The 15945-nt window shown below is 36.3% G+C and carries 10 protein-coding genes, 2 tRNA genes and 2 rRNA genes; 1 reads left to right on the top strand and 13 read right to left on the bottom strand.

What is annotated here, in order from left to right:
• Positions 1 to 7 precede the first annotated feature (7 nt).
• The 7 genes from FVE72_RS01980 to FVE72_RS01950 form a co-directional block, all read right to left on the bottom strand.
• Positions 8 to 2924 (bottom strand): 23S ribosomal RNA (locus tag FVE72_RS01980).
• Positions 2925 to 2976: 52 nt separating this feature from the next.
• Positions 2977 to 3052: transfer RNA gene (locus tag FVE72_RS01975), tRNA-Ala, on the bottom strand.
• 23 nt (positions 3053 to 3075) lie between these two features.
• Positions 3076 to 3152, bottom strand: a tRNA-Ile gene (locus tag FVE72_RS01970).
• 58 nt (positions 3153 to 3210) lie between these two features.
• Positions 3211 to 4722: ribosomal RNA gene (locus tag FVE72_RS01965) — 16S ribosomal RNA — on the bottom strand.
• Together the 16S and 23S rRNA genes with 2 tRNA genes alongside form the textbook arrangement of a ribosomal RNA operon.
• Positions 4723 to 4948: 226 nt before the next feature.
• Positions 4949 to 5677, bottom strand: coding sequence for a biotin--[acetyl-CoA-carboxylase] ligase (locus tag FVE72_RS01960; protein WP_006808442.1), 729 nt, complete (start codon positions 5675 to 5677; stop codon positions 4949 to 4951).
• 40 nt (positions 5678 to 5717) lie between these two features.
• Positions 5718 to 8222 carry a DegV family protein gene (locus tag FVE72_RS01955; protein ID WP_026737049.1) on the bottom strand — a complete coding sequence of 835 codons (2505 nt, stop codon included), beginning with the start codon at positions 8220 to 8222 and terminating at the stop codon, positions 5718 to 5720.
• Positions 8223 to 8264: 42 nt separating this feature from the next.
• Positions 8265 to 8759 (bottom strand): KdsC family phosphatase, encoded by a 495-nt coding sequence (locus FVE72_RS01950; protein ID WP_026737048.1) that lies wholly within the window; start codon positions 8757 to 8759, stop codon positions 8265 to 8267.
• Positions 8760 to 8925: 166 nt separating this feature from the next.
• Between FVE72_RS01950 and FVE72_RS01945 the strand changes: the two genes are divergently transcribed.
• Positions 8926 to 10065 (top strand): S1C family serine protease, encoded by a 1140-nt coding sequence (locus FVE72_RS01945; RefSeq protein ID WP_026737047.1) that lies wholly within the window; start codon positions 8926 to 8928, stop codon positions 10063 to 10065.
• A 64-nt stretch (positions 10066 to 10129) separates the two neighbouring features.
• Here FVE72_RS01945 and tpx read toward each other — a convergent pair whose 3' ends face one another.
• From tpx to FVE72_RS01915, 6 genes are all read right to left on the bottom strand, one after another.
• The gene (gene tpx / locus FVE72_RS01940) at positions 10130 to 10645 is read right to left on the bottom strand and encodes a thiol peroxidase (RefSeq protein ID WP_006808341.1); all 516 of its coding nucleotides are present in this window, start codon (positions 10643 to 10645) and stop codon (positions 10130 to 10132) included.
• Positions 10646 to 10820: 175 nt separating this feature from the next.
• Positions 10821 to 12125 (bottom strand): phosphopyruvate hydratase, encoded by a 1305-nt coding sequence (gene eno / locus FVE72_RS01935; protein WP_006808329.1) that lies wholly within the window; start codon positions 12123 to 12125, stop codon positions 10821 to 10823.
• Positions 12126 to 12217: 92 nt separating this feature from the next.
• Positions 12218 to 14041, bottom strand: a complete 1824-nt coding sequence (locus FVE72_RS01930; protein WP_006808336.1) for a peptidylprolyl isomerase — start codon at positions 14039 to 14041, stop codon at positions 12218 to 12220.
• A 282-nt stretch (positions 14042 to 14323) separates the two neighbouring features.
• Positions 14324 to 14827, bottom strand: a complete 504-nt coding sequence (locus tag FVE72_RS01925; protein ID WP_026737046.1) for a ferritin — start codon at positions 14825 to 14827, stop codon at positions 14324 to 14326.
• Between the two features lie 41 nt (positions 14828 to 14868).
• The gene (locus FVE72_RS01920; protein WP_026737045.1) at positions 14869 to 15303 is read right to left on the bottom strand and encodes a Fur family transcriptional regulator; all 435 of its coding nucleotides are present in this window, start codon (positions 15301 to 15303) and stop codon (positions 14869 to 14871) included.
• A 152-nt stretch (positions 15304 to 15455) separates the two neighbouring features.
• Complete coding sequence (locus FVE72_RS01915) at positions 15456 to 15944, bottom strand: GNAT family N-acetyltransferase (RefSeq protein ID WP_026737044.1); 489 nt, start codon at positions 15942 to 15944, stop codon at positions 15456 to 15458.
• Between the last annotated feature and the right edge of the window lies 1 nt (position 15945).

Below are 15945 nucleotides of genomic sequence, written 5' to 3'. Positions count from 1 at the left end.
AGAAGTTAAATAAAAGCTAACGTAATATTAGTACCGGTCAGCTAAATACATTACTGTACTTACACCTCCAGCCTATCACCACCTGTTCTCGATGGTTACTTAAAGAATACTCATCTTAAAGTGGGCTTCTCACTTAGATGCTTTCAGCGATTATCCCTTCCAAACGTGACTACCCGGCCATGCTACTGGCGTAACAACCGGTACATCAGAGGTTTGTCCATCCCGGTCCTCTCGTACTAAGGACAGATCTCTTCAATATTCTAACGCCTGCAGTGGATAGGGACCGAACTGTCTCACGACGTTCTGAACCCAGCTCGCGTGCCTCTTTAATGGGCGAACAGCCCAACCCTTGGGACCTTCTCCAGCCCCAGGATGAGACGAGCCGACATCGAGGTGCCAAACACTTCCGTCGATATGGACTCTTGGGAAGTATCAGCCTGTTATCCCCGGGGGTAGCTTTTATCCGTTGAGCGACGGCCTTTCCATTCAGCACCGCCGGATCACTAACTCCTACTTTCGTACCTGCTCGACCCGTCAGTCTCGCAGTCAAGCTCCCTTTTGCGTTTGCACTCTCCGGTTGATTTCCATCCAACCTGAGGGAACCTTTGAACGCCTCCGTTACTCTTTTGGAGGCGACCGCCCCAGTCAAACTGCCCACCTTAGCACTGTCTCATATACTACAAATATATGATTAGAATTTCAACAACATATGGTTGGTATTCCAACGACGACTCTGATAAAACTGACGCCTTATCTTCTCAGTCTCCCAACTATCCTATACACACATTGCCAAAACCCAATGCCAAGCTACAGTAAAGCTCCACGGGGTCTTTCCGTCCTACTGCAGGTAATCGGTATCTTCACCGACATTACAACTTCACCAGGTCTCCAGCCAAGACAGCTCCCAAATCATTTCACCATTCGTGCAGGTCGGAACTTACCCGACAAGGAATTTCGCTACCTTAGGACCGTTATAGTTACGGCCGCCGTTCACCGGGGCTTCAATTCGAATCTCTCAATCCTCCTCTTAACCTTCCGGCACTGGGCAGGTGTCAGCCCATATACGTCGCCTTTCAGCTTAGCATAGACCTGTGTTTTTGGTAAACAGTTGCTTGGGACTCTTCACTGCGACCTATTTCCCCTCGTGGTGTCTCTCCACTCAAGTATATTAGGTACCCTTCTCCCGAAGTTACGGGGCTATTTTGCAGAGTTCCTTAGCTAGAGTTATCCTGTCGGCCTTAAGTTTCTCACTCTGTCCACCTGTGTCGGTTTTCAGTACGGGCACTACTTCTCTCGATAGAAGTTTTTCTCGGCAGTGTAGGATCTGTAACTTATACCATATGGTACTTACCCATCAGGTCTCACATTTAAATATACGGATTTGCCTATATATTCATGCTACTCCCTTAGAAAGACTATTCCGTCAGTCTTCTTACATACCTTCCTGCGTCACTCCTTCTCTAATAACGATTATAGTGGTATAGGAATATTAACCTATTTTCCATTCGCATACGCTCCTTAGCCTCTGCTTAGGTCCCGACTCCCCCAGGGCGGACAAACCTTCCCCTGGAAACCTTGGACTTCCGGCCGGATGGATTCTCACCATCCTTCTCGCTACTCATTCCTGCATTCTCACTTCTGATACCTCCAATATACCTTCCAGTACACCTTCTTCGGCCTACAGAACGCTCTCCTACCAATTAGATTACTCTAATTCCACAGCTTCGGTTTATGTCTTAGCCCGTTATATCTTCGGCGCAGATACTCTCGACCAGTGAGCTATTACGCACTCTTTTAAGGTATGGCTGCTTCTAAGCCAACCTCCTGGTTGTCTATGAATATCCACCTCCTTTCCCACTTAGACATAATTTGGGACCTTAGCCGGTGGTCTGGGTTGTTTCCCTCTCGTCCATGGACCTTGTCATCCATAGACTCACTCCTAATCATCAATATATGGTATTCGTAGTTTGCTTGATTTCGGTAAGCTATATGCCCCTGATCATACAGTGCTCTACCCCCACATATCTAAATTAAGGCTGCACCTAAATGCATTTCGGAGAGAACGAGCTATTCCTGCGCTCGATTGGCTTTTCACCCTAAACCTATCTCATCTCCCAACTTTTCAACGGCGGTGAGTTCGGTCCTCCACTGAGTCTTACCCCAGCTTCAACCTGGACAGGCCTAGATCACTAGGTTTCGCGTCTATGATATGCGACTTGTCGCCCTATTAAGACTCGGTTTCCTTCGGCTCCGCTTACTTAACCTCGCCACATATCATAACTCGCAGGATGATTAACCAAAATCCACGCAGTCACACATTTCTGTGCTCCTACCGCTTGTAAGCACACGGTTTCAAATTCTTTTTCACTCCCTTGCTCAGGGTTCTTTTCACCTTTCCCTCACGGTACTCTCCTCTATCGGTCAACTAAAGTATTTAGCCTTACGTGATTTGGTCCACGCTGATTCACACCAAATTCCTCGTGTTCGATGCTACTCGGGATTATATCTATCATTATATCATACTTACACTATACAGGACTGTCACCTTCTTCGGTTTAGCTTCCCAACTAATTCCGCTTCATACAACATAACTTAAACTTTATGGCTATCTGTTCATTCTATATCCCTCTACCCCATATATGCAACGTCGCCAACTTCTACACATACATGGTTTAGGCTCTTCCCCGTTCGCTCGCCGCTACTTAGAGAATCGTTTTTACTTTCTTTTCCTCCCGCTACTTAGATGTTTCAGTTCACGGACTTACCTCTCTCGTGTATACTCTCCCAGTATACAGGTTCTCCCATTCGGATATCTATGTCTATTGCGGTTACTTGCACCTTAACATAGCTTTTCGCAGCTTATCACGTCCTTCTTCGGCTTTAGTTGCCTAGGCATCCTCCGTGTGCCCTTATTTCGCTTTTTTCATTGTAACTCTTTTACCTACTATTCATTTCTCATTGTCCTTTTTTCACTCTTGGTGGAGATAAGCGGGTTCGAACCGCTGACCTCTGCCTTGCAAGGGCAGCGCTCTCCCAACTGAGCTATATCCCCATACAATCACCTTTAAAAAACCTTGGTGGGCATGACTGGACTCGAACCAGTGACCCCTGCGTTATCAGCACAGTGCTCTAACCACCTGAGCTACACGCCCTCAATCCCTTAAAGCTTTTAAACACAAGAAGAAGAAAGATGTTTTCTTTTCTCCTTAGAAAGGAGGTGATCCATCCGCACCTTCCGGTACGGATACCTTGTTACGACTTCACCCCAATCACTATTCACACCTTAGGTACCTTCCTCCTAAGTTAGACCAGTAACTTCAGGTGCAAACAACTCTCGTGGTGTGACGGGCGGTGTGTACAAGACCCGAGAACGTATTCACCGCAACATTGCTGATTTGCGATTACTAGCGATTCCAACTTCATGAAGTCGAGTTGCAGACTTCAATCCGAACTTAGAACAGCTTTCAAGATTCGCTCCATATCACTATCTCGCTCCTCTTTGTACTGCCCATTGTAGCACGTGTGTAGCCCAGATCATAAGGGGCATGATGACTTGACGTCATCCCCACCTTCCTCCTGCTCTTCGCAGGCAGTCTCGCTAGAGTCCCCAACTTAATGATGGTAACTAACGATAAGGGTTGCGCTCGTTGCGGGACTTAACCCAACATCTCACGACACGAGCTGTCGACAGCCATGCACCACCTGTCTCTACGTTCCCGAAGGCACCATGTATCCTCATACATGTTCGTAGGATGTCAAGATCTGGTAAGGTTCCTCGCGTTGCGTCGAATTAAACCACATGCTCCACCGCTTGTGCGGGTCCCCGTCAATTCCTTTGAGTTTCAACCTTGCGGTCGTACTCCCCAGGCGGATCACTTATCGCATTTGCTTCGGCACAGACAGTCTTCCTGCCCACACCCAGTGATCATCGTTTACAGCTAGGACTACCAGGGTATCTAATCCTGTTCGCTCCCCTAGCTTTCGCACTTCAGCGTCAGTTATCGTCCAGTGAGCTATCTTCATCATCGGCATTCCTACACATATCTACGAATTTCACCTCTACTCGTGTAGTTCCGCCCACCTTTCCAATACTCTAGACAATCAGTTTCAAAGGCAAGCTTACAGTTGAGCCGCAAGTTTTCACCCCTGACTTGATCGTCCGCCTAGATGCCCTTTATGCCCAATAATTCCGGATAACGCTCGCGACATACGTATTACCGCGGCTGCTGGCACGTATTTAGCCGTCGCTTCTTCTGTGGGTACCGTCACTTCCTTCTTCCCCACTGAAAGCACTTTACAATCCGAAAACCTTCTTCGTGCACACAGAATTGCTGGATCAGAGTCTCCTCCATTGTCCAATATTCCCCACTGCTGCCTCCCGTAAGAGTAAGGGCCGTATCTCAGTCCCCTTGTGGCCGTCCACCCTCTCAGGCCGGCTACCTATCATCGCCTTGGTAAGCCATTACCTTACCAACTAGCTAATAGGACGCAAAGCTCTCTTTCAGCATCTCTTTTCATTAATCTCTCATGCAATCAATTAATTATATCCGGTCTTATCAGAAGTTTCCCTCTGTTATCCCAGTCTGAAAGGTAAGTTCTTTACGCGTTACTCACCCGTCCGCCATGGTTACCAAATTAACAAGTTAATTCTTCCCCATCGACTTGCATGTGTTAAGCATTCTGTCAGCGTTCATCCTGAGCCAGGATCAAACTCTTCATTCAATATATCTCTATATTTCCTTTATTTCACCATTATTTCATCTTTTCACATCTTTGCTTCTTCTTCTCATGTTTTCATTGTCCTCGCCAACTACACTCCCGTAATTGACAAAAATTATATTACCAAATTTATTACCCTTTGTCAAGATATTTCTGAAAAAATTTTGAAAAAAATTTTTCATCTCTATATCTTTGTAATTTATAAAAACTATATCACTATATATTGAGTTTACAAAATCACTTCAAAATCAAGCGATTCAAATTTTGATTCTTCTGTATCCCCTTTTCCTATTAGACAAATTTTTCCTGCTCTGTCTATACGGAGAAATCTGTATATTTTTTCTCCCAATTTATTTTCTTTTTTTATTTTTATTATTTTATCTTTTAAATAGCTTTTTTCATTTATCTTCTCAAGTATTCTTTCCCATTCCTTATTCAGGTTTGTAAATTCTTTTTCAAACAAAAAAACAATTTCTTTTATTATTTCTTCTACAGAAAACTTTATCCCGCATATTTCCGAAAGAGAAACTGCCCTTTCCTGAAATATACCGAAATCATTATTATTTATGTTTATTCCTATTCCTATTATTATGTTTTCTCTTATTTTTTCACATAAAATTCCGCATATTTTTTTGTCTTGATAGTAAATGTCATTTGGCCACTTAAACTTCAGATTTTCAGAAAAATCATCATTTTTAAGATTTTCATCTATATATTTTTTCAAAATTTCATATACTGTATATCCACTGAAAATCGTTATTTTTTCCTGTAAATTTTCCTTATCTTTTACCGAAAACGAGAAGAGTGCAGCTCCCTCGTCGGAAATCCACACTCTCCCTCTTTTTCCTCTTCCGGCTGTTTGTCTTTTCGCAATTATAACTTCAAATTCTTCTATTTTATGATTTTTTCTCAAATAATCATTAGTAGAATCTATTTCTTCAAAAACTGTGAACTTCAAAAGCAATCCCTCTTTTCAACATATTTCTCTTTTTAATAATTTAACTTAATCTTGGAAATACAAATACTCCGTAAACAGGACCTGCGTGAGCTCCTATTACAGCTCCGACCTGTCTGTTAAGTATAGGGAAACTTATTCTTGAACTTTCTCCTATTTCCGAATGAATTTTCACTATACTTTCAAGTTCATTCGGACCTCCTCCCCAACCTGTAAACACTATAAGACTTTGTTTCTTACTTTCATCTTTTACATATTTTTCAATATATTTTTGAGCATTTCTTTCTCCAAGTACTTTTTTCTCTACTGTTATTTCTCCCTGACTTACCGTTAATATAGGTTTAAGCTGGAAGGCTCCCGCTATAACGGAACTTGCTTTTCCTATTCTTCCGCCTTTTTCAAGATATTTAAGATCCGGAACTACAATCAACAATTTTCCTTTATTTTTGAAAGAATTTACCCAATTTATTATTTCTCCGTAACTTTCTCTTTTTATGGATTTTTTAGCAGCTTCTATAACTAAAAATCCTTCAAGTAGAGAAGCTCCCATACTGTCTATAAGCTCTATATCATTTTCTCTGTTGGTAAGAGATCTTCCCACTCTTGCTGCTTGAAGAGTACCGCTGAATTTAGCCGACGGATGTATGGAAATTATTTTTTTGTATCCCTTTTCAAACAATCTGTTATAAGCATTTAAAAATTCCTGTGGAGAAGGTTGGGAAGTTTTTATTTCCAATTCTTTTTCAGTCATATCTTTCCAAAATTCAGTTTTCGAAATTTCCTCCCCGTCTTTAAATATTTCTCCGTTTATATCGATTTTTAAAGGAACTATTTTAACAGGCAGTCCTTCTATATCCTCCTTAGACAGATCCGATACCGAGTCTGTCAATATAGCAATTTCAGGCATATTAGGATCTTTATTTTCAATATAAATATAATAATAATAATTTTCCTGATTTCCGTTGATGTAAGTAACCTTTATGTTGCCTAATTTATCCAATATAAACTGTTTTACTTCTTCGTCTTTGGTATTTCCCTCTACTGCTACTACTTTTACTGTATTCGGAGTTATGAGAGAATTTAATATTTCTTCTGTTAATTCTTTCAACGAAGAATTTGTATACTTAATTTTTCCGTTTACAAGACCTATATAATTGTCTTTTTCTATTGTAAGTTCATCTACTTTAGTATCTCTGACAGCTTTAGTAATTTCAATCGAATAATTTCTTTTAGCATTATTTTTAATTTCTTCTATCCCGTCCTGCCTGTTTTTTAAACAGTAGTAACCTTCAAGCATTGTTTTAGTTTCATAAACTATTGTATTTTTCCCTGATTTTTCTGCTGCCATTTTTGCAGTAGTTATAACGTTTTTATTGTTAGGAAGTACGTAAACGTTTGTCTTTTCAACTTTATCTATTGCCGACAGAATTTCCTGTACGCTCGGGTTTTTGCTTTGACCTCCGAGAATAACAACATCGGCTCCTTCTTTTAAAAATTCGTCTTTCAGGTTTTCCGAATCTGCAAGTATAATATAAGCATTTTCGGTTTTATTTATTTTGTTGTTCTTAAATATTTTCGCTTCGTCTTTTTCACTGAAAATTTGTAAATTGTCATGTTGCAATTTCATATTTTCCACTTTCATTTTTTCAAGCGGACCGTATTCAAGGGCTATTTCAAAAGCTTTTCCCGGATGGTTTGTATGTATGTGAGTTTTGAATTTTTTGGATGTTTGAGCAAAAACCGCTGAATCTCCCAATTCCAAAACTCTTCTTTTATATTCCTCCACATCAAAATCTCCGTTCAGTATTATATATTCAGTACAATACTGGAACTTTATACTTTCAGGATCGTGATCTATATTTGCTATGGTTTTATCAAATTCATTTTCTTTAACTTGAGCTTTTTGCAATTCTGCAAGCAGATTCAATTCTGTCGCAACTTTATAAAATCCCTCAAACAAAAAGAACAATCCTTTTCCTCCGGCATCTACAACTCCCGCTTCTTTTAATTTAGGAAGCAATTCAGGTGTTTCTTCCACTGCACGATTAGCTTCTTCCGTAATTTCCTTCAGAAATATTACCAAATCATCCATAGAAGGAGCTATTTCCATAGCTTTATCAGCTATTTTTCTTATAACCGTGAGCATAGTTCCTTCTACAGGTTCACTTACTGCCCCGTATGCTGTTTTCTTTGCACTTTCAAAAGCCTGAGCAACATCGGCAGGAAGTAATTTTATTTTATTTCCGATTCCTTTAAGAAAACCTGTAATAACTTGAGAAAGTATAGTTCCCGAATTTCCTCTTGCTCCCATTAATACAGCTTCTTCCACTACGCCTATCAAATCTTCCATGGAAGTTTTTTCGTTTGTGTTGTTTTCCAATTCGGTTACCATTGAATTTAAAGTCATTGCCATATTACTTCCGGTATCTCCGTCAGGGACAGGATAAACATTCAATTCATTTAATATATCTTCATGTTTTATTACCCATTTTCCGCCGCCCATTAAAATTACTCTAAGTCTTTTGGCATCTAAATACTTTATTCCCATTATTCCTCCTAAACAATTATTTTTCTTTGTCATTTTGACTCATTATTTTAAATTTTTCAGAAATTTTTCCCAAATTCCGTCTTTTTTCAATATAAACTCCGTAAATTCTCTGACTGCTCCGTCTCCTCCGTTTTTTGAAGATACAAAATCAGCCACTTCTTTTACTTCCGGTACGGCATCCTGAGGAGCCCCTTTTAATCCGACTTTTTTCATTATATTGAGATCATTCAGATCATCTCCCATATAAGCAATCTCGTCTTTTTTCAAAAGAGTTTTTTCCATTATTTCTTCCAAAATAAGAGTTTTCTCCGAGATTCCCTGGTACAAATATTTTATTTTCAGTTCTTCGGATCTTATTTTTACAAGTTCGGATTCTCTACCGGTTATTATCCCGAAATCTATACCGACTTTTTGTGAATTAACAATGATATATCCGTCTTTTACATTGAACTTTTTCAGTTCTTCTCCTTTATTTCCACGGTATATTCCTCCGTCAGTCAACGTACCGTCAACATCCAGCAAAATCAATTTTATCATAATTTCTCCCTACTTATAGATGATATATTATAACTTTTATACTTGCAAATGTCAAACGTCAAGTTTTTTTACATTTTTAAGTCAATACAAAGAAAATTCATATAGCTATTTAATTTATTTTATTTACACTATCTTACATCACAAAAAAATGAAGGAGGAATTTAAAATGAAAAAAAATAAAGCATTTATTATATTATTGTTATCAATAATTTTAAGCTGTTCAAAGCCTGCAGAACAAAAAAAGGATGTTTCTCAGAATAACAGTCAAAACAACACTGTTTCCCAAAAGGAAGTTGAAAAAAGTAATAAAAATGCATTGGAAACTCAAGGGGCATTTATAAATGTATACAAAGAAGCTAAAGATTCTATTGTTAATATAAGAACAAAAAAAACGATTACAGTAAATACTTACAATCCCCTAGAAGAACTGCTTTTCGGGAGTTCCGGAGGACAGGAAAAGAGAGAATCGGGTTCTTTAGGATCAGGATTTGTCGTATCCGAAGACGGTTATATAGTTACAAATAACCATGTAGTCAATAATGCCGACGAAATTTATGTGAAGTTTACCGACGGAAGAGAATATCTTACAAAACTCGTAGGAACTTCTCCCGAAGTGGACATTGCCATATTAAAAATAGAATCCAGCGAAAAATTTAAGCCTTTGGAATTTGCCGATTCAGATAAAATACAAATCGGTCAATGGTCAATAGCTTTCGGTAATCCTTTAGGATTAAACGATTCTATGACTGTAGGAATAATAAGTGCAGCAGGAAGAAGTTCTTTAGGAATAGAAGAAATAGAAAACTTTATACAGACAGATGCTGCGATTAATCAGGGAAATAGCGGAGGTCCTCTGGTTGACATTAACGGAAAAGTTATAGGTGTAAATACAGCCATACTCTCGACTTCAGGAGGAAGTGTAGGTCTCGGATTTGCAATACCTTCCAACCTTGTTTCCGTTGTAAAAGACTCTATAATTTCCACAGGAAAATTTGAAAGACCTTATGTCGGACTTTACTTGGATAATCTTGACAGCCAGAAAGTAAAAAATCTGAATATTAAATCAGGAAACGGAGTTTACATAGCTCAGGTTGTTCCAGGTTCACCTGCGGAAAAAGCAGGATTAAAAGCTAATGATGTAATAATCAGAGTTAATGATAAACCTATAAATTCTGCCGGTTCTTTTATAGGTGAATTGGCGGCTAAAAAAATAGGACAAACTGTAAATTTACAAATAATAAGAAATTCTCAAACTATGAATGTAAATGTTACTTTGGAATCTTCCCCTAAAATACAGCAAAGATAATTTTATAAAAACGAGGGCTTATTGCCCTCGATATTTTGAATATTAACTCCAACAACTCAAAAAACTAAACTAATGATTTTGCTACTTCAAGAGCTTTATCATAATCAGGATGTTCTCCTATTTCGGAAACATATTCCACATATTTTACATTTCCTTCTTTATCAACAATTACAGTTCCTCTCGCAAGAAGTCTTAATTCTTTTATAACAAAGCCGTATTTCAATCCAAAATCCAGTTCTTTATGATCAGATGTCGTTAATGCATTTTCTATCCCTTTATCCGCACAAAATCTTCCTAAAGCGAAAGGCAAGTCAGCCGAAACTGTCAATAACTGAATATCTTCAGGAAATTTAGCCGCTTCCTGATTAAATCTTGTAGTCTGTAAAGCACAAACTCCTGTATCTACAGAAGGAAACACTGAAATTATAACTACTTTTCCTTTATAGTCACTCAATTTAACTTCTTTCAAATCATTTGCCAAAACTGTAAAATCTTTTGCTTTATCTCCTACTTTTACTTCTTCCCCCAATAATGTAATCGGAGTTCCTTTAAATGTAACAACATTTTTTCTTTCTGTCATCATATTTCTCCTCTCTAATAATTTATCTTTAAACGTAATTTTTATTGTCTTTTTATTTTAATACAAATAGTTTTTATTGTCAATAAATATTTGTATATTAAAATATTAATTTTAAAAAAAGAGTCGAACTGAATTTTATAATTCGAGCCGACTCTTCTATTTATAATTCTTAAAACTATTTGTAAATGTTATAGAATGCTGCTTTTCCTTCATAAACAGCTTCTTCAGCCAAATCGTCTTCAATTCTTAATAATTGATTGTATTTAGCCATTCTGTCTGTTCTTGAAGCAGATCCTGTTTTAATTTGTCCTGCATTTGTAGCAACTGCTATATCAGCTATAGTATCATCTTCAGTTTCTCCCGATCTGTGAGATACTACCGCAGTATATCCTGCTTTTTTAGCCATTTCTATAGCATCCAATGTTTCTGTTAAAGTACCTATTTGGTTAACTTTTATTAATATTGAGTTTGCTATTCCTTCTTTAATACCTCTTGAAAGTCTTTCGGTATTTGTAACGAATAAATCGTCTCCTACCAATTGTACTTTTTTACCTAATTTTTCAGTTAATAATTTGAATCCTGCCCAGTCATCTTCTGCCAAACCGTCTTCAATAGAGATAATAGGATATTTAGCACATAATCCTGCATACCATTCAACCATTTCTTCAGAAGTTCTTACTACTCCGCCTTCTCTTTTGAATGTATATACATATTTATCTCCTTCTTTTGTAGCAAATTCAGAAGATGCAGCATCCATTGCGAATGTGATTTCTTCTCCCAATTTGTATCCTGCAGCTTCTACAGCTTTAGAAATAATATCCAATGCTCCTTCTGTTCCATTAATATTTGAAGGTGCATACCCTCCTTCATTTCCTACGTTTGTAGAATCTCCGTTAGCTTTTAATAATTTTCCTAAGTGATGGAATATTTCCGCTCCCATTCTCAATGCTTCTTTATAAGTTTTAGCTCCTACAGGCTGTACCATAAATTCCTGAACATCTACTGCAGAATCGGCATGAGATCCTCCGTTTAAAATATTCATCATAGGAACAGGTAATTCTTTTGCATTAACTCCTCCCAAATATCTGTACAAAGGTATTCCTAATTGGTTAGCTGCCGCTTTAGCCACTGCCAATGAAACTCCTAAAATTGCATTTGCTCCTAATTTTCCTTTATTAGGTGTTCCGTCTAATTCTATCATAGCTTTGTCAATAGCAACCTGATCCAAAGCATCCATTCCGATTAGATTTTCAGCCAAAACAGTATTTACGTTTTCAACTGCTTTTAAAACACCTTTTCCCAAATATCTGGATTTGTCACCGTCTCTTAATTCAACTGCTTCGTGTTCTCCTGTAGATGCCCCTGACGGTACAGACGCTCTCCCCATAGCTCCGCCTTCCAAGAAAACTTCCACTTCAACAGTCGGATTTCCTCTTGAATCAAGTATCTCTCTTGCATAGATATCTTCAATTCTAGTCATTTCTAATTACCTCCAATAATTTTTATTTATTTTACTCTTTGATTATATCACAATGTCTGTTTATTTTCAAAAGAAAATTTTATTTTTCATTTCTATTTTTCAATTTCTTCATTTACATGCTCAAAAGCAAGTTCAAGTCTTATTCTTTCCTTTACACTGTCAAATGTAACTTCTTTAAACGGCACTTCGGATATTTTACTCAAAAGGAAATAACCGTATTCAGTTTGATGTTCGATTATATCTCCGACTTTTGAAGCAAACAGTTTATTACTTAATTCCGAGTCATATTTTCCTACTCCCGGAATTGGCTGAGATTTAGTCAATTTTTTAAACTGTTCCTTTATTTCAAATTTATACTTATCCTGAGTATTTACTTGCTGCCAAGTAACTTTTTTAGCTGTAAGTTCATCTTTTAAAGTTTTCATTTTCTTTATAAGTTCCTGTTTTGTAGCTTCGGATACAGAAGGTGTAAGTAATATATGACTTACTTTTGCTTTATCGCTGTTTGAAGAATCTTTATCTTCAACATAAATAATATGATATCCGAACTGTGTTTTTACAGGCCCTACTATTTTACCTTTTTCGGCTTTTTTAACAGCTTCGGCAAATTCCGGAACCATTCCCGATAAATCAATGACTCCCAGTTGTCCTCCGTTATCTTTGGATCCCGGATCCTGACTTAATTCTTTGGCTTTTTGTCCGAAGTTTTCAACATTTACTGTTTTAATCAATTCTTCCGCTTTCTTTTTAACTTCGTCAAAATCAGCTTTTGAAGGTTGGAAATAATCTCCTACAACCTGTCCTGCAATTGTATTCTGTATATTATAAGTTTCTCTTTTAGAATTAAATCTTTCAAGCATCGCCTGTTCAGTAGGTTTATAAGTATCTATTAAATAACTGTAGTATTTTTTTGCATAATCATTCAATTCCTGTATCCCCGCAGCTTCAGGAGAAGCTTTTATTCCTGCAGCTTTAGCTTTTTTAGCTATCTCTATCAATTTATTCAAATCGGATTCCAAAGATTTTTTAGCCTCTTCTCTTAAAGCTTCGCTGTATCCGTTTTCGGAATTTACAAACATTGTAATTATTTTTTCGTTTAAAGAGCCGCCTTCAAATTTATATCCGTCTTTTTCAACTATAGTTTTAGTTATATTTTCGTACATTTTTTTATAATCTATTTTTTTCACATCATCATTTTTTATTTTTATTTTGGCATTTTTCCACGCTTTTACTAAATAAGAACTTATAAGCATCTGTTCATTGTCACCGTTTAAAGTTTCAATTAACTGAGGTTTTGCTTCTTCAAATGTCTGATCCTGAAAATTGAAGTATTTATATCTTTCGTATGCTTTTTTCAATTCTTCATCACTTATTTTTGAAGAACTTTCTATCTTTTCCGCTACTTTTTCAAGTAACATTTTATCTCTTATAAATTCTTTATAAGTAGTCAAATTATAACCGTTCGTACCTAAAAGTCTAATAAAATTTTCTTTTCCGCCTGCCTGTTTTTGGTCGTTTTCGACTATTTTATCAATATCCGCTGAACTCACTTTTACCTTCAAATCTTTAGCTGAGGACAAAAGAAGTTTCTGATCAATCAATCCTTTTAAAAGATACTCTCTCAACAGTTCTTCAGGTAATGATTTAAAATTATCAGGATTTCCTCCTAACTGAGCTATTTGCTGTTTTCTTTGTGCAACTATGGAATCAAGTCTTGAACTGAGATCCGCATAACTCTTTTCCATATCATCTGCATAAATTTTTTCTCCGTTTACTTCGGCTATCACTTTTTTTCTTTCAATGAACACATTATTTTTCAGGAAATTCCATCCTGCATATACCATTGAAAGTGCAAATGCTATAATTAAAGCGATTGATATCCCTTTAATAATATTTTTGTGTTTTCTTACTGACATGTTTCCTCCTATTTTATTTACTGCTGAATTTATTATAGCAATAAATTCCCAATGTTGCAATAAAAAAATACATCTTATAAAATTATATTAAAACAAGAACTTTTTATTAACTTCCCCATCCTTTCATCCTTTATTCCCGACGTATTCGGAGTATTCAGATGACCCGAAATTTTTAAAAATATTATTTTCCTGTTTTAAAACTATTTTTTTCGATGTATTTAATTTCCACACTTTTTCTGTTTCTATATTTTATATCTCTAAAATAAATCAAATATTTTGTTACTATTCTTCAGTTCTCTCTCCCATTTCTTTATCGAACATATACAATGCAACACTGTCTTTATCCACATTCAACAATGTTATTTTATCGATAATTTTCTGAACAGTTTCCTCTTCTTCTCCCTGTTCCGACACAAACCAGTTTAAAAACACTTCCGCTCCGTAATCTTTTTCTTTTCTTACATTTTCATAAATAGCTTCTATAGATTTTGTAACTGACTGTTCGTGTTTTAAAGAATCTTCAAAAACTTCTTTTACTGTTTTAAAATTTCCTTTGGGCTTTCCCAAAGCTTCAAGCTCGACTTTTCCGTTTCTTGATAATAAATAATCGTAAAACTTTCTTGAATGTTCTATCTCTTCTTTAGCTTGGTTGTCCATCCATTTTGCAAATCCTTCCAACCCCAAAGATTCAAAATGTGCAGCCATTGCCTGATATTGATAGGCAGCTCCCAATTCCATGTTTACCTGATCATTTAATAGCTTTTCTGTTTTTTTCGTTAATTTCATCGATATCTCTCCTATTTCAAATTTTAAAAAACAAAATCAAACTAATTTTTAACAACTGTTGTATTTCTGTTTTTTAAACATTCGGCACACGTTCCTTTAAGATAAAAATGCGTTTCTTCTATTTCCACATCTCCTAATTTGGACAAATCCAATTTAGACAAATCCACATCAAAATCCTTAATCTCTCCGCATACTTTACATTTAAAATGCCCGTGAACCCCTGTTACAACATCATATCTGACTTCATTTTCCTCTATTATTACTTCCTGAACAATATGATTCCCGACAAAAAGGTTCAACATATTATAAACAGTTGTTTTTGATAAAGTCGGAATTTCAGCAGAAAGTGTTTGAAATATATCATCTACCGTAGGATGAATATGATGTTCCAGTAAAAATTCAAATATTTTTATTCTTTGAATGGAAGGTTTAATTCCATTTTCTTTCAAATATTCTCCTACATTTTCTATGTGCATGTTTCCTCCTTAAATTTTCCGGCTTTGTTAACAATGTATTGATACAATCCGTTTTTTTGCTTCTTACTTCAATTTTGTATTCATTATAATTTTATAATGTATTTTAAAACTTGTCAATTATTTTTTTTACTTTAATTATCAAACTATTTTAATTAACCTTTATTTTCATACTTCATTAAATATCTTTTTTCTCCATCTTTATACTCATTTGTCAGAACTTTTTCTATTTTAAATCCGGACTTTTTATACATTTTTATCGCTCTTTCATTATTTACTCCGACAGTCAGTTCGATAATATTTATACTATTTTCAGACAGGTAATTTATCACATATTCGAGCAATTTTCTTGTATGACCTTGTTTTTCATACTTAGGAACTGCAGAAACTCCGTAAAGATAGCCTTTTTCTCCGTTGAAACTTCTTAAAACTTCTATTATAGAAACAGGTTCTTCCATTTTATCCTCTTTATGCAGCATCGCAAATACTTTTCCATATTTTGCAAAAGGTTTTATATTGAAATTTCCAATAGACGCTTTCTGAAATACTTCATCTTCATGTTTCACTATTTGAAATAACAGTTCGGAATCTTTTTCCGAATCCAGTTCTCTGATAAAAAATTCTCCCATATAATTTCCTTTCACT

The sequence above is a fragment of the Pseudoleptotrichia goodfellowii genome (assembly GCF_007990505.1).
Classification (GTDB): Bacteria; Fusobacteriota; Fusobacteriia; order Fusobacteriales; family Leptotrichiaceae; genus Pseudoleptotrichia; species Pseudoleptotrichia goodfellowii.
Note: the sequence above shows the minus strand (reverse complement) of the source record. Positions and strands in the feature narration are given on the sequence as shown.

Coding starts and splice junctions, on each gene's coding strand:
- FVE72_RS01955 (WP_026737049.1), bottom strand. CDS start 8,222: ATGGGAATAAAGTATTTAGATGCCAAAAGACTTAGAGTAATTTTAATG.
- FVE72_RS01950 (WP_026737048.1), bottom strand. CDS start 8,759: ATGATAAAATTGATTTTGCTGGATGTTGACGGTACGTTGACTGACGGA.
- FVE72_RS01945 (WP_026737047.1), top strand. CDS start 8,926: ATGAAAAAAAATAAAGCATTTATTATATTATTGTTATCAATAATTTTA.
- tpx (WP_006808341.1), bottom strand. CDS start 10,645: ATGACAGAAAGAAAAAATGTTGTTACATTTAAAGGAACTCCGATTACA.
- eno (WP_006808329.1), bottom strand. CDS start 12,125: ATGACTAGAATTGAAGATATCTATGCAAGAGAGATACTTGATTCAAGA.
- FVE72_RS01930 (WP_006808336.1), bottom strand. CDS start 14,041: ATGTCAGTAAGAAAACACAAAAATATTATTAAAGGGATATCAATCGCT.
- FVE72_RS01925 (WP_026737046.1), bottom strand. CDS start 14,827: ATGAAATTAACGAAAAAAACAGAAAAGCTATTAAATGATCAGGTAAAC.
- FVE72_RS01920 (WP_026737045.1), bottom strand. CDS start 15,303: ATGCACATAGAAAATGTAGGAGAATATTTGAAAGAAAATGGAATTAAA.